The following is a 24128-nucleotide window of genomic DNA, read 5'->3' as shown; positions in this document are numbered from 1 at the left end:
GTAACTAAAGGCAAGATTATAGGTGGGAAAGCAGCGTGTACCTAGAAAAGCAAGTCGCCAAAAATGCAAACTTAAGTTAAGTGATGCAAGAATGAGACTACTCAAGTGCTGCAAGGATAGAGCAATGTGTGGCGTCATCGTCTGTATGACCACAACAAGCATCATTAATCTTCTTTAACGCTCGGCGAATTTTCGTCAGCTCGTTAATTTTCCCATCAATCAGCTCTAACTTGGCAGAAGTAATGGCTTTTACCTCTGCACAGCTGTGTTCTGTCGCTTCTAACTTAATTTCTAACAGGTCTTTAATTTCATCCAGACTCAAGCCAAGATCTTTACCTTTGAGGATAAAGTGCACCTGCTTTTGATTCTCTTCATCATACAAGCGATAGCCTGACTCACTTCGTCCTGCGGGTTTTATTAGCGCGTTTTTCTCGTAGAAACGTAATGTATCGGCAGTCACACCACAACGTTTTGCCAGTTCACCTATCTGAAACATAACTTTCCCTATTAACTATCTCGTTACTTTTAAAGCTAAAGAACGACTTTTTTGCAATTATTTTTGAGATGCCAAACGATTGCGCGAGCTTTTTTGTAATAAATTGGTTAGAATACGCGCCATCAAATGTGGAGACTGTTTTCTAACCAGAAAATACCCTGCAAAGGTCTTTACCAAAACTGGCCAATATTTTACCCCAAGAGGTAAAAACAAGTTCATTTTTGGCAAACATCTTTAACTCCGTGAATTTGAGGAAAATGGAAGCATGAATAACGCTCGTCCTATTCGCCGTGCGCTTATCAGCGTATCAGACAAAACAGGTATTGTTGAGTTTGCGCAAGCTCTTGCTGAGCGCGGTGTCGATATCCTATCTACTGGTGGTACAGCTCGCCTACTTGCCGAACAAGGCATCGCCGTAACCGAAGTCTCTGACTACACTGGTTTCCCAGAAATGATGGACGGCCGCGTTAAAACGCTTCACCCAAAAGTTCACGGTGGTGTGCTTGGTCGTCGTGGCCAAGATGATGACGTGATGGAAAAGCACGGCATCAACCCTATCGATATGGTTGTCGTAAACCTATACCCATTCGCAGAAACCGTTGCCAAAGAAGGCTGTACACTAGCCGACGCGGTTGAAAACATCGATATCGGCGGCCCAACAATGGTTCGTTCTGCAGCGAAAAACCACAAAGACGTGACTATCGTTGTTAACGCAGGTGATTACGGCCGCGTAATTGCAGAGATGGACGCAAACGACAAATCTCTCACTCTCGAAACTCGCTTCGACCTTGCCATCGCTGCTTTTGAACACACTGCCGCTTACGATGGCATGATCGCAAACTACTTCGGCACTATGGTTCCATCTTACGGTGAGAACAAAGAAGGTGATGAAGAGTCTAAATTCCCACGTACGTTCAACCAACAGTTCGAGAAGAAGCAAGACATGCGCTACGGTGAGAACAGCCACCAAGCAGCCGCATTCTACGTTGAAGCAAACCCACAAGAAGCATCTGTTTCTACTGCTCGCCAAATCCAAGGTAAAGCCCTTTCTTACAACAACATTGCAGACACGGACGCCGCACTTGAGTGTGTGAAAGAGTTCAACGAGCCAGCATGTGTGATCGTAAAACACGCGAACCCATGTGGTGTAGCGCTGGGTAAAGACATTCTAGAAGCATACAACCGTGCTTACCAAACTGACCCAACATCTGCATTCGGCGGCATCATTGCATTCAACCAAGAACTGGATGCTGAAACAGCAACCGCTATTGTTGAGCGTCAATTCGTTGAAGTGATCATCGCACCTTCTGTTTCTGCTGAAGCGATTGAAGTGGTTGCCGCGAAGAAGAACGTACGTCTACTTGAGTGTGGCGAATGGACAACGAAGACAACTGGCTTTGACGTGAAACGCGTCAACGGTGGTCTACTGGTTCAAGACCGAGACCAAGGTATGGTGAGCCTAGACGATCTAAAAGTGGTTTCTAAGCGCCAGCCAACAGAAGAAGAGCTGAAAGATGCACTGTTCTGCTGGAAAGTAGCGAAATACGTGAAATCTAACGCGATCGTTTACTCGAAAGGCGATATGACTATCGGTGTAGGCGCAGGCCAAATGAGCCGCGTTTACTCTGCGAAAATCGCAGGCATCAAAGCTGCAGACGAAGGTCTACAGGTTGAAGGTTGTGTAATGGCATCAGATGCATTCTTCCCATTCCGTGACGGTATCGACGCGGCTGCAGGAGCAGGCATCAAGTGTGTTATCCAACCAGGCGGTTCTATGCGTGATGACGAAGTTATTGCCGCAGCAGACGAACACGGCATGGCGATGATCTTTACCGGTATGCGTCACTTCCGCCACTAATCCTCTCGTCTTCACTGGGACGATAACTGCGTTGACGGCGTTCACTTATCCTAATCACATAGCATACTATGCTCATAGGAATAAGTTCACTTGTCGCCTTGTCCTCGTCCCACTGAATTAGAGAGGCCATACTCAGGTCTTTGCGAAATATCTGAGTTTGAGCAAAAGGTATTTATAAGATTAGGGATTTTCATATGCGAGTTTTAATCATTGGTTCAGGCGGTCGTGAACATGCGCTAGGCTGGAAAGCAGCGCAAAACCCAAATGTTGAGACTATTTTCATTGCTCCAGGCAACGCAGGTACAGCACTAGAGCCAAAACTAGAGAACGTAAACATCGATGTAGAAGACATCGCTGGCCTTGTTGCTTTCGCCAAAGAGAAGGCGATTGAACTGACTATCGTTGGCCCAGAAGCACCATTGGTTATTGGTGTGGTTGATGCTTTCCGCGAAGCAGGTTTGCCAATATTCGGCCCGACCCAAGCCGCAGCGCAGCTTGAAGGCTCTAAAGCGTTTACCAAAGACTTCCTTGCTCGTCACCAAATTCCAACGGGTGCCTACGCGAATTTCACTGAAATCGAGCCTGCACTGGCTTACGTGCGTGAGCAAGGTGCACCGATCGTGGTGAAAGCCGACGGCCTTGCTGCTGGTAAAGGCGTGATTGTGGCAATGACGCTAGAAGAAGCTGAGGACGCAATCAAAGACATGCTAGCAGGCAACGCATTTGGTGATGCTGGTAGTCGTGTCGTTATCGAAGAGTTCCTAGATGGTGAAGAAGCAAGCTTCATCGTGATGGTCGATGGTGAGAACGTTCTGCCTATGGCCACCAGCCAAGACCACAAACGCGTAGGCGACAAAGATACTGGTCCTAACACCGGTGGTATGGGAGCATACTCTCCAGCTCCAGTGGTGACACAAGAAATCCACAACCGCATCATGGAAGAAGTGATTTACCCAACCGTACGTGGCATGGCCGCTGAAGGTAACCCTTACACTGGTTTCCTATACGCGGGTCTGATGATCGACAAAGACGGCACTCCGAAAGTGATCGAGTACAACTGCCGCTTCGGTGATCCTGAGACACAACCTATCATGATGCGCATGGAATCAGATCTTGTTGATCTGTGCCTAGCGGCAATCGACGAGAAACTGGATCAAGCGGAATCGAAGTGGGATCCACGAGCATCGATTGGTATCGTGTTAGCAGCCGGTGGTTACCCAGCAGCGTACAACAAAGGCGACGTAATTTCGGGTCTGCCACAAGTTGAAATTGAAGGCGAAAAAGTCTTCCATGCAGGTACAGGTAACAAAGATGGCGACATCGTGACAAACGGTGGTCGCGTTCTTTGTGCAACCGCACTTGGCAACAGCGTATCAGAAGCGCAGCAGCGTGCTTACGAGCTTGCAAAACAGATCAGTTGGGATGGCATGTTCCATCGCAACGATATCGGCTACCGTGCAATTGCACGTGAGCAAGACAAATAAAAACAACATAAGTTGGCTAAAAAACAAAAGGCGCACTCAGCGCCTTTTTTTATTGTTCTTGTTCGACAGAATTCGAAGCAATGTTTATTCAGAGATCAACTTTGGCCGAGAAACACAATCAAAGTCATCGTCATTGAGCATCAACAGTTCATCGACCATTGCTTTGTTTCGTGACTGCTTGCCGACAAAAGCCACATAACTGTCTACCGATGAGAGACGCTCGATAATAAATTTTGGCAGCGTCTGATTAAACTCGAGTGTCGAGAACACCTTACCTTTGCAGGTTTCAAACGATTGACCATTCCAATAACCTTGAATAAGGCTCTGATTGTTACGAGACTGCGCCTTAACCGATGCCACTACGTCATTCGCTTCTGCTTTGTAGCGCTCTAATTGGTCATGCTGAAGTGGTAAGACTTTACGGTTAACACGATATTTTTGGTAAACCGCTTCGCCATCTTTATTGAAACGGATGTGGATTTGAAAAGGCACCAACTCTTGTTTGGTATCAACTTGCTCGCCTTTTCGAATCAACTCTCGCAACTCACCTTCATCCCAGCGATAATCACTCTGGAACCAACCATTGTCCCCCATAGTCACATAATCAGCCGCCGTACTCACACGAGTGAGTTTCTCTGTCATCCAGTACAAGCTGCTAGCATCTCCCGCAACTTTACCACCAGAAAAATGCGTGAATTGTTCTAAATTAGGAGTTTCAACCGACGAACAGCCAAAAAGGGTAAGGCTAGATAGGAGAAGTGAAGTGAGTAGATGTTTTTTCATGAAATTGCACCGAGGCAGGATACCTCGGTGCATTCTAACTTAGTTTACTGATTCTTTCAGCGCTTTACCTGCTACGAATGCTGGTACGTTAGCTGCTGCGATTTGAATCTCGTCACCAGTCTTAGGGTTACGACCAGTACGTGCAGCGCGGTGGTTTACTTTGAATGTACCAAAACCAATTAGTTGAACTTGGTCACCCTCTTTAAGTGCGCCAGTTACACCATCAAGAGTCGCTTCAAGAGCAGCTTTTGCTTGTGCTTTTGATAGGTCTGCTTTCTCTGCGATAAAGTCGATTAATTGGGTCTTGTTCATTAGGTTTCCCTTCTCATAGGTTATCGAATTCGTCTCACTCTAAAACATAAATGCCCCATCTGGCAAAGGTTTGTAAGCGATCTTTCGATTTTCTGACGTACTTTTAGCCATAATATGAGTAATAACTCACAATTTGTTACCACATACCCCCTGAAAACCCTTGCTTTCCAAGGTATTTGGACCAATTTATAAGTCACTTTTGCGGTTATAATAGCTGCAAATAACCACTATCAAACTACATTCAAGGGCAACTATGCTGCTGTTATCCATTTATATCTCTATTGCAATCGGCATTTCGTTTATCTGTTCGGTGCTGGAGGCGGTACTGCTGAGTATCAGTCCGAGCTACATTGCGCAGCTCAATCAACAGGGGCATCCCGCAGCTGGGCAATTGGCTAAGCTGAAATCAGATATCGACCGACCACTGGCATCTATTCTGACTTTAAACACCATCGCTCACACTATCGGCGCGGCCACTGCTGGTGCACAAGCTGCGGTTGTATTTGGTAGCGAAGCATTAGGTATCTTTTCGGCAGTGCTGACATTGGCGATCTTAGTGCTTTCAGAAATCGTACCGAAGACGATTGGCGCGACCTACTGGCGTCAGTTGGCACCCACTGCCGCGGTCGCATTGCGTTGGATGGTATGGGCGCTTACACCCTTTGTTTGGTTCTCAGAGCAAATCACCAAGCGTCTTGCTCGTAACCACGAAGCTCCAAAGATGCGTGATGAGCTGTCTGCAATGGCGATTCTGGCACGTGAAAGCGGTGAGTTTGCCGAGGGTGAATCAAAAATCTTAAGCAACTTGCTTGGCATCCAAGATGTACCCGTAACGCAGGTTATGACGCCACGACCAGTAGTATTCCGTGTCGATGCCACAATGACCATCAATGAGTTCCTAGAAAAACACAAAGATACGCCTTTCTCACGCCCATTGGTTTACAGCGAACAGAAAGATAACATCATTGGTTTTGTGCATCGCCTTGAGTTGTTCAAACTACAACAATCAGGTTGTGGACAGAAACAGTTGGGAGCAATCATGCGCCCAATTCAAGTGGTGCTAAACAATACCACTTTACCTAAAGTATTCGACCAGATGATGACTCATCGCTTACAGCTGGCACTTGTTGTTGATGAATACGGTACCGTGCTAGGTTTGGTAACGTTGGAAGATATTTTTGAACACCTCGTAGGCGAGGAGATCATCGACGAAGCAGATAAAAGCACTGACATGCAGGAGCTGGCTTACCAACGCTGGGAAAGCTGGAAAGAAATGCACGGCGTAATCGAAAGCCGCGATGACGATGAAGAAGATAATGAGCCGGAGAAGCAGGATAAAGAGCCAGAAGCTCAAGAGCCACCGAAACCCGACTCGAAAGAATCGTAATCAGCATTAGGTATAACAGCTTAAACGCACAAACAAAAAAGGCATCCAGTTAGGATGCCTTTTTCTATTTATTCAACGATTAAAGTGCAATACCGATGTTGCTCACACCTTCTTCACGTAGCTCTTCACGCAAATCTTTAATCAAGCTGATGTCACGTTCTACCGCTTCACGCAGCGGACGGAAGATAGCCCACTGGACGTCCCACTCTTCACATACGGCTTCGTTTTCTTTCTGGTTGTCGTTAGTGATTGGCTCTGCGCCTTGTGCTTGCTCTAGATCAGCAACGGTTTGTACCGACTGTTGACTCACTTTAAGCATTGAATCGAAAAGGTAGTCGCGGTCCAATAGACCATGCAGTAACGTAGACAACCCCTGACACGCGTCCATCGCTGGGTAAACGCCGTAAAAATCGAACTCATCCGCACTTGGGAACAACTCTTCTAACTTCTCCAATTGACGTTCGAAGTTAATTTTCGCGTTCTTAACTGTCAAAATTTCCCATACACTATCAAGAATCGCTCGGTAAGCACGCGGGTCAGCAAATTCTGTATTCTCACAAAACATCGCATAGTTTGGATACATGCGTTCACACAGACACGCCATAAAGGTAATTTGTTGCCAAGGTTCTAGTTTTTCTAAACGAACCTGAAGAGGATTCTTAAGCATAGTCACTCAATCATTGAAGAAAAAAACAGCGAAAGTGTACTTGATTCATCACAGGGAAAAAAGTTAATGCCGCATTCAAATCAGATTTTCCTGCTCTCAGAGCATCGCGACACCTACAAAACGTTACTGGCAGAGAAAAATCTGCCCGATCTTTGTCTCACCGACCAACCAGATGCCGCTCAGATCGTACTAGCGGATCCACCCTTACTATCACAAAGCTTAGACGGATTTTCACAGCTTGAATGGGTGCAATCCACGTTTGCTGGTGTCAACGCCTTAACATCCCCTAGCCTTCGTCAGGACTATACTCTAACTAACGTTCGAGGCATCTTTGGTCCACTGATTGCTGAATATGTTTTGGGTTACAGTATTGCCCATTACCGCCACTTTGCCCGATACCACCAGCAACAACAAAACAAACAATGGCAGCCTCACCTATACACGTCATTACAAAGTAAAACCATGGTAATTCTTGGTACCGGTAGCATTGGGGGCTATCTGGGCAACGCCGCTAAAGCCATGGGGATAAAAGCTATCGGTATTAACCGCACAGGTATCCCGACTTCAGGCGGCGAGTTTCATCAGACCTTTCATATCAATGAACTAAGTAAGGCATTTGAGCAAGCCGACATCGTTGTGAATACTCTACCAAGTACACCTGAGACGCGACAGTTACTTAATCGTCAAACGCTCAGCCAACTAAATCAGGCGTTATTATTTAACGTAGGTCGTGGCGACGTACTGGATGAGACAGGGTTGCTCTTCGCTCTGAAAAACCGTTGGGTAGAACACGCCTTCTTAGATGTGTTTGAGCAAGAACCGTTATCGGTAGAGCATCCGTTTTGGAAACTACCGCAAGTCACCATCACTCCACACATTGCTGCGCTGAGTTTTCCCGAGCAAGTCATCGAGATTTTTGCTGACAACTACCTACGCTGGCGCGATGGGTTTTCATTAAATTATCAAGTGGATTTCGAAAAGGGTTACTGAGAATGTCGTTAGACGAGCTATTGCAACAAGTGAGGGCCTGCCAGATATGCGCGGATAATTTACCTTTGGGCGCAAACCCTGTCGTACAAGCCGCAAAAGGGGCACGCATCCTAATCATCGGTCAGGCCCCTGGCACACGTGTACACAAAACCTCGATACCTTGGAATGACCCAAGTGGTGATCGATTACGCCAATGGCTCGATATCGACAAAGACGTTTTCTACGACCCAAATAAAATTGCCATTGTCCCAATGGGATTCTGTTATCCAGGCAAAGGGAACTCTGGTGATTTACCGCCTCGTAAAGAATGTGCGCCCACTTGGCATAAAAAGATTCTTGAGCAACTGCCCAATATAGAGCTCACTCTACTAATTGGTCAGTACTCGCAGCAGTACTATCTCACCAACAAACCAAAGACGCTCACGCAAACTGTTCAGCAATGGCAAGATTGGGAACCGGACTTTATCCCGCTCCCTCACCCATCCCCACGCAATACATTGTGGCTAAAGAAGAATCCTTGGTTTGAATCTGACGTCGTGCCATACCTTAAAAAACGCGTTCACTCGATGCTTTAGGTTACCCATGATCTAATTGCTTGTTTATCTGTACAAGAAAATTAGAACATAAAACCAGAAATTATAAGTATTTGTTTATATTAAACTTTAATATCTAGTGTACAGCTAGAGTAGTAATTAGATCATGGTAGGCCAAATACTACTAGAGCTGTACAGCCTTGAGTCTCAGATAGAAAAACTGAATTTTAGGCAAAAAAATACCGGCACTGAATGCCGGCATTTGATTTCAAAAAAATCTAACTTACTTGTGGTATGGCTTAGATAACTCGTGTACCGCATCCACAAATACGCCCGCGTTTTCTGGCGGCACATCCAAATGGATACCGTGACCTAGGTTGAACACATGACCAGTACCTGCATCACCAAAACCTTCTAGAATACCCGCGACTTCTTCACGGATACGCTCTGGTGAAGCGTAAAGCATTGATGGGTCCATGTTACCTTGCAGCGCCACTTTATCACCGATACGTGCTTTCGCGTCTGCAATGTTGATTGTCCAGTCTAGACCAACCGCATCACAGCCCGTTGCTGCGATTTGCTCAAGCCACATGCCGCCATTCTTAGTAAACAATGTGACTGGCACGCGACGACCGTCGTTTTCACGAATCAGACCATCTACAATCTTGTGCATGTATTGCAGTGAGAACAGATTGTAATCACGAGGCGTTAGTACGCCACCCCATGTGTCAAATACCATTACCGATTGCGCACCCGCTTTAATTTGCGCGTTTAAGTACTCGATAACGCTGTCTGCCAGCTTATCTAGAAGTAGGTGCAGAGTTTGTGGTTCCGCGTACATCATCTTCTTGATCTTGGTAAACGCTTTAGAGCTACCACCTTCGATCATGTACGTCGCAAGAGTCCAAGGACTACCAGAAAAACCAATCAGCGGCACTTCACCCTTCAGGTCTTTACGGATCTGGCGTACTGCGTTCATTACGTATTGCAGTTCACCTTCAGGATCTGGCAAACCAATTTTTTCCACGTCGGCTTTGCATGTAATTGGGTTATCAAAAACAGGTCCTTCACCCGCAGCAAAACGCAAACCAAGCCCCATTGCATCTGGAATCGTTAAGATGTCCGAGAATAAGATCGCGGCATCAAGAGGAAAACGGCGTAATGGTTGAAGTGTCACTTCGGATGCTAACTCTGCATTTCGACACAAAGACATGAAATCACCCGCTTCTGCACGAGTCGCTTTGTATTCTGGTAGGTAACGACCTGCCTGGCGCATCATCCATACTGGCGTGTAATCTACCGGCTCTTTTAAAAGCGCACGCAGATAACGATCATTTTTTAATTCAGTCATTCCGTAATTCCAACTGTTAGGCTTTCTGTGAAAGGGGGTATTCTATCACTGATTTAAGTCCAATAGCTGTGTGCTTTGCAACCTGGATCAAGTTATTAACTTTTAAATCAATGCTTAATTTGCACCCAATCGGTATCAGTGTTAAAAATTTGTTCGCTAGCGAAAACTACAATTATAAACTGAGTACTTAGTACTCAGCATCTCATAACGACATCTTACTTACCCCCTCCATCTCGGAGGGTTTTTTTTATCTATTTATCAGACAATTAGAGTCTATATCTTTAAGCGTTTGTTCGATAAGTGCTCTTGCAATCGTTCCTTTAGGCGCAACAGGCGGCATCTCGTCGATACCAAACCATTGTGCATCAGACAGCTCAGTGTAGTCTGGGCTTAACTCTCCCGATTCATAGTCAGCTAAAAACCCCATCATCATACTAGATGGGAAAGCCCAAGGCTGGCTGCCAAAGTAACGAATATTTTTAACGAGAATTCCCGTTTCTTCATGAATTTCTCGAGCCACACACTCTTCTAATGTCTCACCGACTTCTAAGAAGCCAGCAATCACCGTATACATACCATTTCGATGCCTTGGGTGTTGGGCTAATAAGATCTGATTTTCTTTACGTACAGCAACGATAATACACGGAAATATTCTAGGATAATGAAGGGTGCGACATTCACCACACTGCATGGCTAACTGGTTATTATTAAGAAAGTTTCTTCCTCCGCACTGTGGACAAAAGCGCAAACTTTGCGTCATGTGCCCATATTGCACAGCTTTACTTAACAACATAAATAATGGCTCAGGAAAATGCAGGCAGTCACGCAGGGATACTAAAGGTAGATCATGCTCTAAATCGGCCAAGTTAAGCCACATGACGGGCGAACCAGAATACTCACCAATGGGTCTTGCACTCGTTACTGGCAGTGATAACTGCTCTGCAGACCCGAAGGGCACAGCACCATCCACCAGCCAAATTTCACTTCCTGCAACAACACACCAGTATGCATTTATCGCGCGGTTAACATCACCTTTTCTTAACATTACACCATCCCTTTGCTTGAAGTTCGTTCATTTTACTGGCAATCTAATTTCATACTAGAGTTTATCGTTAAGTAAATGTGCACTCTAAATTCTAGTAAGGACAAGAGTTTGTAATAACTTTACTAACTTTGCTTTGCAAAGGATACGTTCGCCGATGGGCGATCAGATCATGAGGGCATGGTCATGCTAAGAAAATTCAAACAAACACAAGACCAGTGGGGTGGCTCAAGTGATGTCATTGATCACTGGTTAGAGACACGACAATCCCTGATTGTTGAATATTGTAAGCTTGCAGCGCTGCAACCTTGTTCGAAAACCAATGTTATTGAACTCCCATCTCCTTCCGAACTGCAGGATTTCTGTCAGCACCTCGTTGATTACATCTCCGAAGGCCACTTTAAAATTTATGACATGGTTATGGACCGTTGGAAAGCAACCGGCTTTGTCGTGACTAATGAGATCAATCAAACCTATGGTCAAATTGTTCTAACGACTGAACCATTATTGAACTTTAACGATAAGTACTCAGAAGTGACTGAAGATGATGAATTAAATGATTTCGATTCTGATATGTGTCTCATTGGGGAAATTCTTGAGACTCGCTTTGAAGTCGAGGACTATCTGATACAGCAAATCGCAGAAAGCCTGTCTATGCCACCTGGGGCTTAGTATTTGCAAACATTTAGAAATAGAGTGAGAGAAAAGACTGACGATCATCGTCGGTCTTTTTTGTTTCTAGCTTTATCGAAAATCCCACCGGAAGAACAAAGTAGTATAAAAACTAAAAAGGCACCCGAAGGTGCCTTTTTCTTAAGCTTTTAACGATTACTCGTTATATGACTTACTCTTCAGAAGAGAAACCAGCGTTTAGAAGTGCCGCTAGGTTATCCGTTGCTTGCTCAGCAGAAGGACCATCTTGCGCTTCAGAACGTTTAGCTTGACGCTCTTGGTGGTATGCGAAACCAGTACCAGCTGGGATCAGACGACCAACAATTACGTTCTCTTTCAGACCACGTAGGTCATCACGCTTACCAGAAACCGCAGCTTCTGTTAGTACGCGAGTTGTCTCCTGGAACGATGCCGCAGAGATGAACGACTCAGTCGCTAGAGATGCTTTAGTAATACCTAGTAGTTCACGTTCGAAACGTGCAGGCTCTTTGCCTTCAGCTTCTAGGTTACGGTTAGCAATCTTAACTTGTGAGTACTCAATCTGTTCACCAGGTAGGAACTCAGAGTCACCAGAGTGAGTAATAGTACACTTACGTAGCATCTGACGAACGATAGTTTCAATGTGCTTATCGTTAATCTTAACGCCTTGTAGACGGTAAACTTCCTGTACTTCGTTAGCAATGTACTGCGTTACCGCGTGTACGCCACGTAGACGTAGGATGTCATGTGGAGACTCTGGACCATCTGCGATCACATCACCACGTTCAACTTTTTCACCTTCGAATACGTTCAACTGACGATGCTTAGGAATCATCTCTTCGTAAGCTTCACCGCTTTCACGTGTGATCACTAGGCGACGTTTACCTTTCGTCTCTTTACCAAAGCTCACAGTACCTGTGTGCTCAGCAAGGATTGCAGGCTCTTTCGGCTTACGTGCTTCAAATAGGTCAGCAACTCGTGGAAGACCACCGGTGATATCTTTGTTACCGCCAGACTTCTGAGGAATACGTGCTAGTGTTGCACCAACACCTACTGCTGCGCCATCTTCGATGTTCACAATCGCTTTACCAGGTAGGAAGTAGTGAGCTGGCATATCAGTACCAGGGATCATTACATCGTTACCTTGCTCGTCAACAAGTTTGATAGCTGGACGCATATCTTTACCTGCTGAAGGGCGAGCTGCTGGATCAGTTACTTCGCTTGAAGATAGACCAGTTAGGTCATCAGTTTGACGAGATACTGTTACACCGTCGATCATATCTACGAACTGGATGCGACCTGCTACCTCAGTAATGATAGGTAGTGTGTGCGCTTCCCAGTTTGCAACTGTTTCGCCAGCTTGAACTGTATCACCATCGCCTTTGCTTAGTAGCGTACCGTAAGGCAGTTTGTGTTTCTCTTTAGTACGACCAAACTCATCAACGATAGTTAACTCTGTCGCACGAGAAGTGATAACGATCTTACCGTCATCAGCCAATACAGATTTAGCGTTGTGTAGCTTGATAGAACCGTTGTTCTTAACTTGAACACTGTTCTCTGCCGCTGCTGTCGATGCCGCACCACCGATGTGGAACGTACGCATCGTTAGCTGTGTACCTGGCTCACCGATAGACTGAGCAGCAATAACACCCACTGCTTCACCTTGGTTCACTAGGTGACCACGTGCTAGGTCACGACCGTAACATTGTGCACAACAACCGAAGTCAGAATCACACGTTACTACAGAGCGCACTTTCATGCTGTCTACTGAGTTCTCTTCCATGATTTGACACCACTTCTCATCGATCAGGGTGTTACGTGGAATAAGAACGTCTTCAGTGCCAGGTTTTAGTACGTCTTCAGCAACAACACGACCAAGAGCAAGCTCAGAAAGTGCAACTTTAACATCACCACCCTCGATGTGAGGCATCATGTCGACACCTTCGTGAGTGCCACAGTCATGTTCAGTTACAACAACGTCTTGAGCAACGTCTACTAGACGACGAGTTAGGTAACCCGAGTTCGCTGTTTTCAGTGCCGTATCCGCAAGACCCTTACGAGCACCGTGCGTTGAGATAAAGTACTGAAGTACGTTTAGACCTTCTTTAAAGTTCGCTGTGATCGGCGTTTCGATGATTGAACCATCTGGACGCGCCATCAGACCACGCATACCCGCAAGCTGACGAATCTGTGCTGCAGAACCACGAGCGCCCGAGTCCGCCATCATATAGATGCTGTTGAATGACTCTTGCTGTTCCTCTTCACCGTCACGGTTAACTACCGTTTCAGATGAAAGGTTTTCCATCATTGCTTTCGCAACACGGTCGTTGGTCGATGCCCAGATATCGATAACTTTGTTGTAGCGTTCGCCCGCAGTAACAAGACCTGATTGGTACTGTTCCTGGATTTCACGTACTTCTTCTTCCGCTTCTGCGATTTCAGTGTACTTAGCTGCAGGTACAACCATATCGTCGATACCAACAGATACACCAGAAAGTGCCGCGTATGCGAAACCTGTGTACATGATTTGGTCAGCGAAGATTACTGTGTCTTTCAGACCTAGTTTACGGTACGCCTCGTTAAGTAGGTTAGAGATTTGCTTCTTACCTAGCTTTTGGTTAACGATGCTGTACGGTAGACCAGCTGGCACGATTTGCCATAGCATTGCACGACCAACAGTGGTGTCTACCATCTTGGTTTCTGTAGTGCTGTTGCCATCTTCGTCTACAACAGTTTCTGTAATACGTACTTTAACGCGTGCGTGAAGCTCAGCTTGTTTAGTGCGGTATGCTTTCTCAGCCTCTTCTGGGCCAGAAAGGTACATGCCTTCACCTTTCACGTTGATCTTTTCACGAGTCATGTAGTACAGACCCAATACAACGTCCTGAGAAGGTACGATGATCGGATCACCTGACGCTGGCGACAGAATGTTGTTTGTCGACATCATCAGAGTACGAGCTTCAAGCTGTGCCTCTAGAGTTAGAGGTACGTGAACCGCCATTTGGTCACCATCGAAGTCCGCGTTGTACGCTGCACAAACAAGTGGGTGTAGCTGAATCGCTTTACCTTCGATCAGTACTGGTTCGAACGCCTGGATACCTAGACGGTGAAGTGTCGGTGCACGGTTCAATAGTACTGGGTGTTCACGGATTACTTCGTCTAGGATATCCCAAACGACCGCTTCTTCACGCTCTACCATTTTCTTAGCAGCTTTGATTGTAGTCGCAAGACCACGAGTCTCTAGCTTGCTGTAGATAAATGGTTTGAATAGCTCAAGTGCCATCTTCTTAGGAAGACCACACTGGTGTAGACGAAGGTATGGACCTACTGTGATTACAGAACGGCCAGAGTAGTCTACACGTTTACCTAGAAGGTTCTGACGGAAACGACCTTGTTTACCCTTGATCATATCAGCAAGAGATTTCAGAGGACGCTTGTTAGAACCTGTGATCGCACGACCACGACGACCGTTATCTAGTAGCGCATCAACAGACTCTTGCAGCATACGTTTTTCGTTACGTACGATGATGTCCGGAGCAGCTAGCTCTAGAAGACGCTTCAAACGGTTGTTACGGTTGATCACACGACGGTATAGATCGTTAAGATCAGAAGTCGCAAAGCGACCGCCATCTAGAGGTACTAGAGGACGTAGATCTGGCGGAAGTACTGGAAGTACAGTTAGGATCATCCACTCAGGGTTGTTACCCGATGCGATGAACGCTTCTACCAGCTTAAGACGCTTAGTTACTTTCTTACGCTTAGTTTCAGAGTTTGTTGTCTCTAACTCTTCACGCATTTGTTCTGCTTCAGCGTGCATATCCATAGAACCTAGTAGGTCCTTGATAGCTTCCGCACCCATCTTAGCAGTGAACTCGTCGCCCCACTCTTCTAAACGATCTAGATACTCTTCTTCAGTAAGCATCTGACCTTTTTCTAGATCAGTCATACCAGGCTCTGTTACTACGTACATTTCGAAGTACAGAACGCGTTCGATATCACGTAGAGGGATATCCATTAGTAGACCGATACGAGACGGTAGCGATTTTAGGAACCAGATGTGAGCTACTGGTGAAGCCAGTTCAATGTGGCCCATACGGTCACGACGAACTTTAGTTTGTGTAACTTCTACACCACACTTCTCACAGATAACACCACGGTGCTTCAGGCGCTTGTACTTACCACAAAGACATTCGTAGTCTTTAACTGGACCAAAGATACGCGCACAGAACAGACCATCGCGTTCAGGTTTGAACGTACGATAGTTGATCGTTTCAGGTTTTTTAACTTCACCGAAAGACCATGAACGGATCATGTCTGGTGAAGATAGACCGATTTTGATTGCATCAAATTCTTCGGTCTTATGCTGTGCTTTTAGAAAGTTTAATAAGTCTTTCACAATCAGCTCCTGTAAGGAGTTAAAAGGAGCTCACTCGCTAAAGTGAGCACCTTCTTCCAAATAATCGCTTTGATTCTCTCGACTTTCATCAAGAGAGAAAAGGATTACTCTTCGTCTTCTAGCTCGATGTTGATACCTAGCGAGCGGATCTCTTTCAACAGTACGTTGAACGATTCTGGCATGCCAGGTTCCATGCTGTGGTTACCGTCTACGATGTTCTTGTACATCTTAGTACGGCCGTTAACGTCATCCGACTTAACCGTTAGCATTTCTTGTAGCGTGTAAGCAGCACCGTATGCTTCTAGTGCCCATACTTCCATCTCACCGAAACGCTGACCACCGAACTGAGCTTTACCACCTAGTGGCTGCTGAGTTACTAGGCTGTACGAACCAGTTGAACGAGCGTGCATCTTGTCATCAACAAGGTGGTTCAGTTTCAGCATGTACATGTAACCAACAGTTACAGGACGCTCAAACGCATCACCTGTGCGACCATCAAACAGTGTTAACTGACCTGATGTTGGTAGATCTGCTAGCTCAAGAAGTGCTTTGATTGACTCTTCTGGAGCGCCATCAAATACAGGAGTCGCGATTGGTAGACCGCCACGCAAGTTCTTGATCAGAGTACGTACTTCATCATCAGATAGAGAAGCAATGTCTACTTTCTGGCGAGTGTCGCCTAGATCGTAAACTTTTTGTAGGAACTCGCGGAATTTCGCTAGTTCTTGCTGCTCTTTAACCATCTGGTTGATCTTGTCACCGATACCTTTCGCTGCCAGACCTAAGTGTACTTCTAGGATCTGACCGATGTTCATACGCGAAGGTACACCCAGTGGGTTAAGTACGATGTCTACAGGCTGACCTTTCTCATCGTATGGCATGTCTTCAACAGGGTTGATCTTAGAGATTACACCCTTGTTACCGTGACGACCCGCCATCTTATCACCAGGCTGAATGCGACGTTTAACCGCTAGGTAAACCTTAACGATCTTCAGTACACCAGGTGCTAAATCATCACCTTGAGTGATCTTACGACGCTTAGTTTCGAACTTCTTATCGAAGTCGGCTTTTAGCTCATCCCACTGCTCAGCAAGTTGCTCAAGCTGAGTTTGTAGTGCGTCATCTTCTAGCGTTAGTTCTAGCCACTTCTTACGATCAGTTGTGTCTAGTTTCGCTTCAGAGTAACCGCCTTCAATCAATACAGCTTTAACACGGTTTAGAAGGCCGCCCTCAAGAATCTGGAATTCTTCAGTTAGGTCTTTCTTCGCTTCTTTAAGCTGCATCTGTTCGATTTCAAGCGCACGCTTGTCTTTCTCTACGCCATCGCGAGTAAAGACTTGAACGTCGATGATCGTACCTGATACAGAGTTAGGTACACGTAGTGAAGTATCTTTAACGTCAGATGCTTTTTCACCGAAGATTGCACGTAGTAGCTTCTCTTCAGGCGTTAGCTGAGTTTCACCTTTAGGTGTAACTTTACCAACTAGGATGTCGCCACCCTTAACTTCAGCACCGATGTAAACGATACCTGACTCGTCTAGTTTAGACAGAGCAGACTCACCTACGTTTGGAATATCCGCTGTGATCTCTTCAGAACCAAGCTTAGTATCACGCGCCACACAAGTCAGTTCTTGGATGTGGATAGTCGTGAAACGGTCTTCTTGAACTACGCGCTCAGATACTAAGATCGAGTCTTCGAAGTTGTAACCGTTCCAAGGCATGAACGCGATACGCATGTTTTGACCAAGCGCTAGTTCACCAAGGTCTGTTGAAGGACCATCAGCAAGAACGTCACCGCGTGATACAGGCTCACCTGGCATCACACATGGGCGCTGGTTAATACATGTGTTCTGGTTAGAACGTGTGTATTTAGTCAGGTTGTAGATGTCGATACCAGCTTCACCTGGTACTAGCTCTTCTTCGTTAACTTTAACAACGATACGAGAAGCATCTACTGACTGGATTACACCACCACGTTTAGCAACTGCAGTTACACCTGAGTCAACGGCTACGTTACGTTCAATACCAGTACCAACAAGCGGTTTGTCAGCTTTCAGTGTTGGAACTGCCTGACGTTGCATGTTCGCACCCATCAATGCACGGTTCGCATCATCGTGTTCTAGGAACGGGATAAGCGATGCAGCGATAGATACAACCTGGTTTGTCGCAACGTCCATGTACTGAGCGTGCTCACGAGGGTGTAGACCAGATTCACCTTTCTGACGAGCTGTGATCAGCTCATCTGCAAAAGTACCATCTTCGTTTAGCTTAGCGTTCGCCTGTGCGATAACGAATTGGCCTTCTTCGATTGCAGATAGGTAATCTACTTCGTCTGTTACTACGCCATCTACAACGCGACGGTATGGTGTCTCTAGGAAACCGTACTCGTTACAACGCGCAAACGCAGATAGAGAGTTGATCAGACCGATGTTTGGACCTTCAGGCGTTTCGATAGGACATAGACGACCGTAGTGAGTTACGTGTACGTCACGTACTTCGAAGCCAGCACGTTCACGAGTTAGACCGCCAGGACCCAATGCAGAAATACGACGCTTGTGCGTTACTTCTGATAGCGGGTTGTTTTGGTCCATGAACTGTGAAAGCTGTGAAGAGCCAAAGAATTCTTTAACTGCCGCAGAAATTGGCTTCGCGTTGATCAAGTCTTGAGGCATGATTGCGTCAAGATCGCCTAGGCTTAGACGCTCTTTAACTGCACGCTCAACACGTACTAGACCTACACGGAACTGGTTCTCAGCCATTTCGCCTACAGAACGGATACGACGGTTGCCTAGGTGGTCGATATCGTCCACTTCGCCCTTACCGTTACGGATCGCGATCAGCTTCTTCATCACTTCGATGATATCAGTTTCATCAAGTGTGCCTTGCTCTTGAGCATCTTCACGGCCGATAGAGCTGTTGAACTTCATACGACCAACAGTCGATAGATCGTAACGCTCTTCAGAGAAGAATAGGCTTTCGAATAGAGCTTCTGCAGCTTCTTTTGTTGGCGGCTCACCAGGGCGCATCATGCGGTAGATTTCTACCAATGCAGAAATACGATCAACCGTGCTGTCGATACGTAGTGTTTCTGACATGAATGGACCATGGTCTAGATCGTTCGTGAATAGAACTTCTAGCGCTTTGTGGCCAGCCTGAGATAGGTTCGCTAGTGCTTCCAGGCTGATTTCCTGGTTAGCGTTAACAATGATCTCGCCTGTTGCTTCATTGATATAATCTTTTGATGCAACTTTACCTACGATGTACTCAACTGGTACTTCGATGTGATCAACACCATCTTTTTCTAGTTGGCGGATATGACGAGCTGTTACGCGACGACCTTGCTCAACGTAAACTTTACCATTTGCTTCGATGTCGAATGACGCAGTTTCACCACGTAGACGATCCGGAACCAACTCCATCAATAGAGTTTGGTCTTTCACTTCGAAGTTCACTTTCTCGAAGAAGATATCTAGGATTTCTTCTGTCGACTTACCTAGTGCTCGAAGGATGATCGATGCTGGTAGCTTACGACGGCGGTCGATACGAACGTATAAGTTATCCTTAGGATCAAACTCGAAATCAAGCCATGAACCACGGTAAGGAATAACACGTGCGTTGTATAAAACTTTACCTGAAGAGTGGGTCTTACCCTTATCGCTGTCGAAGAACACGCCTGGGCTTCGGTGCAGCTGGGATACGATAACCCTCTCGGTACCGTTGATTACGAAGGTACCATTGTCTGTCATGAGTGGAATTTCACCCATGTAGACTTCTTGTTCTTTAATGTCTTTTACAGTACCTGCTGGCGCGTCTTTATCAAAGATAACTAGGCGTAGTTTTACACGTAGTGGCTTTGAGTAAGTTACACCGCGGATTTGACATTCTTTAACGTCAAAAACTGGCTCACCAAGACGGTAGCTAACGTATTGCAGCTCAGAATTGCCGTTGTAGCTCTGAATCGGGAATACAGAACGGAAAGCGGCTTCAAGACCGTATTGACCTTCAGGATCCTGTTCGATAAATTTGTCGAACGAATCGAGCTGGATCGATAGCAGGTATGGAATGTCCAAAACTTGTGGACGAGTACCAAAGTCCTTACGGATGCGCTTTTTCTCGGTATAAGAGTAAACCATGGGGTTCCTCAGCTCGCTGATAAGTGACCCAAACTGTCCGCCCGCTCCTAGTTACTTAAGGGGGGTAAGGGACAGTGACTAATATAGCTGTTTACTGTAGTGACATTTCATTTCGTAAGAATGAAATGTTTTTTGCATGGATATCAGGCGCTTAAACAGCGGGAAAATTCGCCTATACCCTACAGCGCAAAAAGGCCGGTGGTTAAAAAACCACCAGCCAATTAGCCGTTAGGCTAAGAAACTATGCAATAATTACTTAACAGCAACAGTTGCACCAGCTTCTTCTAGCTGAGCTTTAAGAGCTTCAGCTTCTGCTTTCTCAACACCTTCTTTAAGAGGTGCTGGAGCGCCGTCTACTAGAGCTTTAGCTTCTTTAAGACCTAGGCCAGTTGCGCCACGTACTGCTTTGATTACAGCAACTTTGTTACCGCCAGCAGCTTCTAGGATTACGTCGAATTCAGTTTGCTCAGCAGCAGCTTCGCCTGCAGCAGCGCCGCCAGCTACAACAGCAGCAGCAGCAGAAACACCGAATTTCTCTTCCATTGCTTCGATTAGTTCAACAACTTGCATTACAGACATTTCTGCAACTGCGTCTAGGATTTGCTCGTTAGTAATAGACATAACAATTCTCTTTTAAGTCAACAATAAGTTTATTAAGCAACCAGTAAAAAGCAAGGCTTATGCCGCTGCTTCTTGTTTTTGATCGCGGATAGCTGCGATAGTACGCGCCAGCTTGCCAGCCGAAGCTTCTTTCATGCACATCATTAGGCGTGCGATTGCTTCGTCGTAAGTTGGTAGTGTTGCTAGTACTTCAGCGTCAGTTAAAGCGCCTTCAAATGCAGCAGCTTTGATCTCGAAATCTTTGTTCTCTTTAGCGAAGTCTTTGAAAAGACGCGCTGCAGCACCTGGGTGCTCATTAGAGAATGCGATTAGAGTAGGACCAGTGAAAGTGTCAGTTAGACACTCGTACTCAGTACCTTCAACCGCACGACGAGCAAGAGTGTTACGAACAACTCTCATGTAAACGCCAGCTTCACGAGCTTGTTTACGTAGAGAAGTCATCGCGCCAACTTGAACGCCACGAGAATCAGCTACAACTGCAGAAAGTGCACCACTGGCAGCTTCGTTGACTTCAGCAACAATTGCTTTTTTGTCTTGAAGGTTTAAAGCCATCTTGGATTTACTCCTGGTTGTCGTTACACCACTCACTATCATCACGACAGTGAGAGCTATTGAGGTGCTTCCCCAGAAGAAAGTTAACTATATTACATAGAGCTTTCTGTCAGTTCGGGCACCATCTACGTAGGATAATTAAGTTTGCTTTTACACAAACACCTACGGTCTTGGACGGAGACTGGGTCTTAATTCATTTCGAACTAGGAGACAGTTCAAAGAACCAAAGTTCAGCCCCAACCACAAATATTAGGCGCAAAATTATACACTAATTTTGCGCCTAAGCAAATAAATTATGCTTGAGTGTTCAGGCTAGCCTGATCAACAGCAACACCAGCACCCATAGTAGTAGAGATGCTTACTTTCTTCAGGAAAGTACCTTTCGCTGAAGATGGCTTAGCTTTCTTCAGAGCAACTAGAAGTGCTTCTAGGTTCTCTTTGATCTGCTCAGCAGAGAAGTTTGCTTTACCGATAGTAGTGTGGATGATGCCGTTTTTGTCGTTACGGTAACGAACCTGACCAGCTTTAGCGTTTTTAACTGCTTCAGCAACGTTAGGAGTTACAGTACCAACTTTAGGGTTTGGCATAAGACCGCGAGGACCTAGGATAGTACCTAGTTGACCTACAACGCGCATTGCATCTGGAGAAGCAACAACTACGTCAAAGTTCATTTCGCCTTTCTTAACTTGCTCAGCAAGATCTTCCATACCTACGATGTCTGCGCCAGCTTCTTTAGCTGCTTCAGCGTTAGCACCTTGAGTGAACACTGCAACGCGGATTTCGCGGCCAGTACCGTGAGGTAGTACAGTTGCACCACGTACGTTCTGGTCAGATTTACGAGCATCAATGCCTAGGTTAACAGCAACGTCTACAGACTCAACGAATTTAGCAGTCGCTAGTTCTTGAAGAAGAGCAACAGCTTCGTTGATTTCGTATTCTTTAGTTACGTCAACTTTTTCGCGGATTACGCGCATGCGCTTAGTTAGTTTTGCCATCTTATTAACCCTCTACCACTAGGCCCATTGAACGAGCAGTACCAGCGATAGAACGCTTCATCGCTTCGATGTCAGCACCAGTCATATCAGCAGCTTTAGTTTCTGCGATTTCTTGGATTTGAGCGTCAGTTACAGTACCAACTTTTTCAGTGTTTGGACGACCTGAACCAGACTTAACGCCAGCAGCTTTCTTAAGAAGAACAGCAGCAGGTGGAGTCTTAGTTACGAACGTGAAAGAACGGTCGCTGTATACTGTGATAACTACTGGAGTTGGTAGACCTTTCTCAATAGATTCTGTTTTTGCGTTGAACGCTTTACAGAATTCCATGATGTTCACACCGTGTTGACCTAGTGCAGGACCTACTGGTGGACTAGGGTTAGCCATACCAGCAGCAACTTGTAGCTTGATGTAAGCTTCAACTTTCTTAGCCATGATAATTCCTAAGTTTGGGTACAAACGCTAATCGCGGATCAGCTCCCCGTTTGTGTAAGAAACTTTTTACTTCACTTGAAGTAAAAAGGCGCGAAATTATAGTCATAATCCGCGCCTTATACAACCCTAAAAAGGTGATTTTTTATACTCTTTAACGAAGAGTCTTAGTCCAGCTTTTCAACCTGACCAAATTCAAGCTCAACTGGTGTCGCACGACCAAAGATCGATACAGACACTTTCAGGCGGCTCTTCTCGTAATCCACTTCTTCAACAGTACCGTTGAAGTCAGCAAATGGACCTTCGTTAACACGTACCACTTCACCCGCTTCGTACATTGTACGCGGACGAGGCGCTTCACTCGCTTTCTCAAGACGATTAAGAATCGCGTCAGCCTCTTTATCCGTGATAGGTGCCGGACGGTCTGAGGTACCACCAATGAAGCCCATGACACGCGGCACACTGCGTACTAGGTGCCATGATTCATCGTTCATAATCATCTGAACAAGGACGTAACCTGGGAAGAACTTACGCTCAGATTTGCGACGCTGACCCGCGCGCATTTCCACTACTTCTTCAGTAGGAACCAGTACTTCACCGAATAGCTCTTCCATGCCGTGCATTTTGATATGCTCGCGCAGAGATTGAGCTACACGACCTTCAAATCCAGAGAAGGCTTGAACCACATACCAGCGTTTTTTTGGAGCTTCACTCATGAATAAAAACCCTCTATACCCCAGTTGCTAGAGCTACTAGACGAACCATAATTCCGTCAATACCCCATAGCACTAGAGCCATTACAATACTTACAGCTAAAACGATCAGTGTTGTTTGCATGGTTTCTTGGCGAGTAGGCCAAACAACTTTACGTACTTCCATACGAGATTCTTTTGCAAAACTGATCGCTGCTTTACCTTTAGTCGTTGTTGCTGCAACGCCTAAGGCAGCTGCAATAAGAACAACAACGCCTGCAGCACGAACCACTACAGACATTTCACCATACAGGTAATTACCCACAACAGCGGCAGCTGCCAATACGAAAGCGGCTACCCACTTAAACGTATCTGCTGCGTTTGAGCTATCAGGAGTTTCAGCATTATTTGCTTTCATAAAACCAACCTGTTACAAGTCTTAATATAGACGACAACAACCCCGCTGTTGCAGGGCAAACTCCATATCGCTGAAAAAATCAGCGTACTCTTCTTAAGATTAAGCCTCTTTGCTTAATCTTGCTCTGCGCCCAACCCACTTCTGAACAAGAAAACAGCAAAAATAATGTTGAGTGCAGAAAAAGGGCATCAAATGATGCCCTTTTTGCTACTGGTTCGTCAAATCTAATTCAAGATTTTCCGAAAGCATCGCTAATTCGCTATGAATTAGTCGAAGATCTTAGCAACAACACCAGCACCTACTGTACGGCCACCTTCACGGATCGCGAAACGTAGAC

The 24128-nt window shown here is 45.8% G+C and carries 20 protein-coding genes and 1 pseudogene; 6 read left to right on the top strand and 15 right to left on the bottom strand.

Translation table 11 applies throughout. The annotated features are described in order from the left end of the window. Positions 1 to 97: 97 nt before the first annotated feature. Positions 98 to 496 carry a Zn(2+)-responsive transcriptional regulator gene (gene zntR, locus R7E47_RS22885; protein WP_005382529.1) on the bottom strand — a complete coding sequence of 133 codons (399 nt, stop codon included), beginning with the start codon at positions 494 to 496 and terminating at the stop codon, positions 98 to 100. A gap of 265 nt (positions 497 to 761) precedes the next feature. Between zntR and purH the strand changes: the two genes are divergently transcribed. Together purH and purD are read left to right on the top strand one after the other, a co-directional pair. Further along, positions 762 to 2354 (top strand): bifunctional phosphoribosylaminoimidazolecarboxamide formyltransferase/IMP cyclohydrolase, encoded by a 1593-nt coding sequence (gene purH, locus R7E47_RS22880; RefSeq protein WP_085570152.1) that lies wholly within the window; start codon positions 762 to 764, stop codon positions 2352 to 2354. A 194-nt stretch (positions 2355 to 2548) separates the two neighbouring features. Beyond that, positions 2549 to 3838: a phosphoribosylamine--glycine ligase gene (purD, locus tag R7E47_RS22875; RefSeq protein WP_053307545.1), complete on the top strand. Its 1290-nt coding sequence runs from the start codon at positions 2549 to 2551 to the stop codon at positions 3836 to 3838. Positions 3839 to 3922: 84 nt separating this feature from the next. Here the strand turns inward: purD and R7E47_RS22870 are convergent, their stop codons facing one another. Beyond that, entirely contained in the window at positions 3923 to 4621 is a 699-nt protein-coding gene (locus tag R7E47_RS22870; protein WP_005382525.1) for a DUF1481 domain-containing protein, read from the bottom strand. 39 nt (positions 4622 to 4660) lie between these two features. After that, the gene (gene hupA, locus R7E47_RS22865; protein ID WP_005382524.1) at positions 4661 to 4933 is read right to left on the bottom strand and encodes a nucleoid-associated protein HU-alpha; all 273 of its coding nucleotides are present in this window, start codon (positions 4931 to 4933) and stop codon (positions 4661 to 4663) included. Between the two features lie 253 nt (positions 4934 to 5186). Here hupA and R7E47_RS22860 point away from each other — a divergent pair, with 253 nt between their 5' ends. Next, positions 5187 to 6320 carry a hemolysin family protein gene (locus R7E47_RS22860; protein WP_005382522.1) on the top strand — a complete coding sequence of 378 codons (1134 nt, stop codon included), beginning with the start codon at positions 5187 to 5189 and terminating at the stop codon, positions 6318 to 6320. Between the two features lie 79 nt (positions 6321 to 6399). Here R7E47_RS22860 and R7E47_RS22855 read toward each other — a convergent pair whose 3' ends face one another. Further along, complete coding sequence (locus R7E47_RS22855; RefSeq protein WP_005382520.1) at positions 6400 to 6987, bottom strand: YjaG family protein; 588 nt, start codon at positions 6985 to 6987, stop codon at positions 6400 to 6402. Between the two features lie 66 nt (positions 6988 to 7053). Here R7E47_RS22855 and R7E47_RS22850 point away from each other — a divergent pair, with 66 nt between their 5' ends. Together R7E47_RS22850 and R7E47_RS22845 are read left to right on the top strand one after the other, a co-directional pair. Continuing rightward, positions 7054 to 7977, top strand: coding sequence for a D-2-hydroxyacid dehydrogenase (locus tag R7E47_RS22850; protein ID WP_215810053.1), 924 nt, complete (start codon positions 7054 to 7056; stop codon positions 7975 to 7977). A 2-nt stretch (positions 7978 to 7979) separates the two neighbouring features. After that, the gene (locus tag R7E47_RS22845; protein ID WP_005382518.1) at positions 7980 to 8552 is read left to right on the top strand and encodes a uracil-DNA glycosylase family protein; all 573 of its coding nucleotides are present in this window, start codon (positions 7980 to 7982) and stop codon (positions 8550 to 8552) included. Between the two features lie 241 nt (positions 8553 to 8793). Here R7E47_RS22845 and hemE read toward each other — a convergent pair whose 3' ends face one another. Both hemE and nudC read right to left on the bottom strand, forming a co-directional pair. Further along, on the bottom strand, positions 8794 to 9861 hold the full coding sequence (gene hemE / locus R7E47_RS22840) for a uroporphyrinogen decarboxylase (RefSeq protein WP_005382517.1): 1068 nt from the start codon (positions 9859 to 9861) through the stop codon (positions 8794 to 8796). A 247-nt stretch (positions 9862 to 10108) separates the two neighbouring features. Further along, a complete protein-coding gene (gene nudC, locus R7E47_RS22835; RefSeq protein WP_005382516.1) occupies positions 10109 to 10906 on the bottom strand; it encodes an NAD(+) diphosphatase in 798 nt (265 codons plus the stop codon). Positions 10907 to 11083: 177 nt separating this feature from the next. Between nudC and R7E47_RS22830 the strand changes: the two genes are divergently transcribed. Continuing rightward, positions 11084 to 11575 (top strand): Rsd/AlgQ family anti-sigma factor, encoded by a 492-nt coding sequence (locus R7E47_RS22830; RefSeq protein ID WP_005382515.1) that lies wholly within the window; start codon positions 11084 to 11086, stop codon positions 11573 to 11575. Positions 11576 to 11747: 172 nt separating this feature from the next. On the opposite strand, the gene rpoC is transcribed toward R7E47_RS22830, so the two are convergent. The 9 genes and pseudogenes from rpoC to R7E47_RS22785 all read right to left on the bottom strand — a co-directional run. Next, positions 11748 to 15950: a DNA-directed RNA polymerase subunit beta' gene (rpoC, locus tag R7E47_RS22825; RefSeq protein ID WP_005382514.1), complete on the bottom strand. Its 4203-nt coding sequence runs from the start codon at positions 15948 to 15950 to the stop codon at positions 11748 to 11750. Between the two features lie 104 nt (positions 15951 to 16054). Then, positions 16055 to 20083, bottom strand: a complete 4029-nt coding sequence (gene rpoB / locus R7E47_RS22820; RefSeq protein WP_005384685.1) for a DNA-directed RNA polymerase subunit beta — start codon at positions 20081 to 20083, stop codon at positions 16055 to 16057. Positions 20084 to 20335: 252 nt separating this feature from the next. Further along, complete coding sequence (gene rplL, locus R7E47_RS22815) at positions 20336 to 20704, bottom strand: 50S ribosomal protein L7/L12 (RefSeq protein WP_005382540.1); 369 nt, start codon at positions 20702 to 20704, stop codon at positions 20336 to 20338. 57 nt (positions 20705 to 20761) lie between these two features. Continuing rightward, the gene (gene rplJ / locus R7E47_RS22810; protein WP_005382538.1) at positions 20762 to 21256 is read right to left on the bottom strand and encodes a 50S ribosomal protein L10; all 495 of its coding nucleotides are present in this window, start codon (positions 21254 to 21256) and stop codon (positions 20762 to 20764) included. Positions 21257 to 21549: 293 nt separating this feature from the next. Further along, on the bottom strand, positions 21550 to 22251 hold the full coding sequence (gene rplA / locus R7E47_RS22805; protein ID WP_005384683.1) for a 50S ribosomal protein L1: 702 nt from the start codon (positions 22249 to 22251) through the stop codon (positions 21550 to 21552). A gap of 4 nt (positions 22252 to 22255) precedes the next feature. Continuing rightward, the gene (gene rplK / locus R7E47_RS22800) at positions 22256 to 22684 is read right to left on the bottom strand and encodes a 50S ribosomal protein L11 (RefSeq protein WP_005384682.1); all 429 of its coding nucleotides are present in this window, start codon (positions 22682 to 22684) and stop codon (positions 22256 to 22258) included. Between the two features lie 164 nt (positions 22685 to 22848). Next, a complete protein-coding gene (gene nusG, locus R7E47_RS22795) occupies positions 22849 to 23397 on the bottom strand; it encodes a transcription termination/antitermination protein NusG (RefSeq protein WP_005384681.1) in 549 nt (182 codons plus the stop codon). Between the two features lie 13 nt (positions 23398 to 23410). Next, positions 23411 to 23791: a preprotein translocase subunit SecE gene (gene secE, locus R7E47_RS22790; RefSeq protein WP_005384680.1), complete on the bottom strand. Its 381-nt coding sequence runs from the start codon at positions 23789 to 23791 to the stop codon at positions 23411 to 23413. Positions 23792 to 24057: 266 nt separating this feature from the next. Continuing rightward, a pseudogene (locus tag R7E47_RS22785) lies at positions 24058 to 24128 on the bottom strand (elongation factor Tu); the annotation flags it as partial.

Source organism: Vibrio sp. Vb1026 (genome assembly GCF_033338745.1).
Classification (GTDB): domain Bacteria; phylum Pseudomonadota; class Gammaproteobacteria; order Enterobacterales; family Vibrionaceae; genus Vibrio; species Vibrio alginolyticus.
The sequence above is the reverse complement of the archived record's forward strand: the minus strand, read 5'-3'. Positions and strand labels throughout refer to the sequence as shown.

Excerpts from the sequence above, each read along its gene's own strand:
- zntR (WP_005382529.1), bottom strand. The coding sequence starts at position 496 with ATGTTTCAGATAGGTGAACTGGCAAAACGTTGTGGTGTGACTGCCGAT.
- purH (WP_085570152.1), top strand. The coding sequence starts at position 762 with ATGAATAACGCTCGTCCTATTCGCCGTGCGCTTATCAGCGTATCAGAC.
- purD (WP_053307545.1), top strand. The coding sequence starts at position 2,549 with ATGCGAGTTTTAATCATTGGTTCAGGCGGTCGTGAACATGCGCTAGGC.
- R7E47_RS22870 (WP_005382525.1), bottom strand. The coding sequence starts at position 4,621 with ATGAAAAAACATCTACTCACTTCACTTCTCCTATCTAGCCTTACCCTT.
- hupA (WP_005382524.1), bottom strand. The coding sequence starts at position 4,933 with ATGAACAAGACCCAATTAATCGACTTTATCGCAGAGAAAGCAGACCTA.
- R7E47_RS22860 (WP_005382522.1), top strand. The coding sequence starts at position 5,187 with ATGCTGCTGTTATCCATTTATATCTCTATTGCAATCGGCATTTCGTTT.
- R7E47_RS22855 (WP_005382520.1), bottom strand. The coding sequence starts at position 6,987 with ATGCTTAAGAATCCTCTTCAGGTTCGTTTAGAAAAACTAGAACCTTGG.
- R7E47_RS22850 (WP_215810053.1), top strand. The coding sequence starts at position 7,054 with ATGCCGCATTCAAATCAGATTTTCCTGCTCTCAGAGCATCGCGACACC.
- R7E47_RS22845 (WP_005382518.1), top strand. The coding sequence starts at position 7,980 with ATGTCGTTAGACGAGCTATTGCAACAAGTGAGGGCCTGCCAGATATGC.
- hemE (WP_005382517.1), bottom strand. The coding sequence starts at position 9,861 with ATGACTGAATTAAAAAATGATCGTTATCTGCGTGCGCTTTTAAAAGAG.
- nudC (WP_005382516.1), bottom strand. The coding sequence starts at position 10,906 with ATGTTAAGAAAAGGTGATGTTAACCGCGCGATAAATGCATACTGGTGT.
- R7E47_RS22830 (WP_005382515.1), top strand. The coding sequence starts at position 11,084 with ATGGTCATGCTAAGAAAATTCAAACAAACACAAGACCAGTGGGGTGGC.
- rpoB (WP_005384685.1), bottom strand. The coding sequence starts at position 20,083 with ATGGTTTACTCTTATACCGAGAAAAAGCGCATCCGTAAGGACTTTGGT.
- rplL (WP_005382540.1), bottom strand. The coding sequence starts at position 20,704 with ATGTCTATTACTAACGAGCAAATCCTAGACGCAGTTGCAGAAATGTCT.
- rplJ (WP_005382538.1), bottom strand. The coding sequence starts at position 21,256 with ATGGCTTTAAACCTTCAAGACAAAAAAGCAATTGTTGCTGAAGTCAAC.
- rplA (WP_005384683.1), bottom strand. The coding sequence starts at position 22,251 with ATGGCAAAACTAACTAAGCGCATGCGCGTAATCCGCGAAAAAGTTGAC.
- rplK (WP_005384682.1), bottom strand. The coding sequence starts at position 22,684 with ATGGCTAAGAAAGTTGAAGCTTACATCAAGCTACAAGTTGCTGCTGGT.
- nusG (WP_005384681.1), bottom strand. The coding sequence starts at position 23,397 with ATGAGTGAAGCTCCAAAAAAACGCTGGTATGTGGTTCAAGCCTTCTCT.
- secE (WP_005384680.1), bottom strand. The coding sequence starts at position 23,791 with ATGAAAGCAAATAATGCTGAAACTCCTGATAGCTCAAACGCAGCAGAT.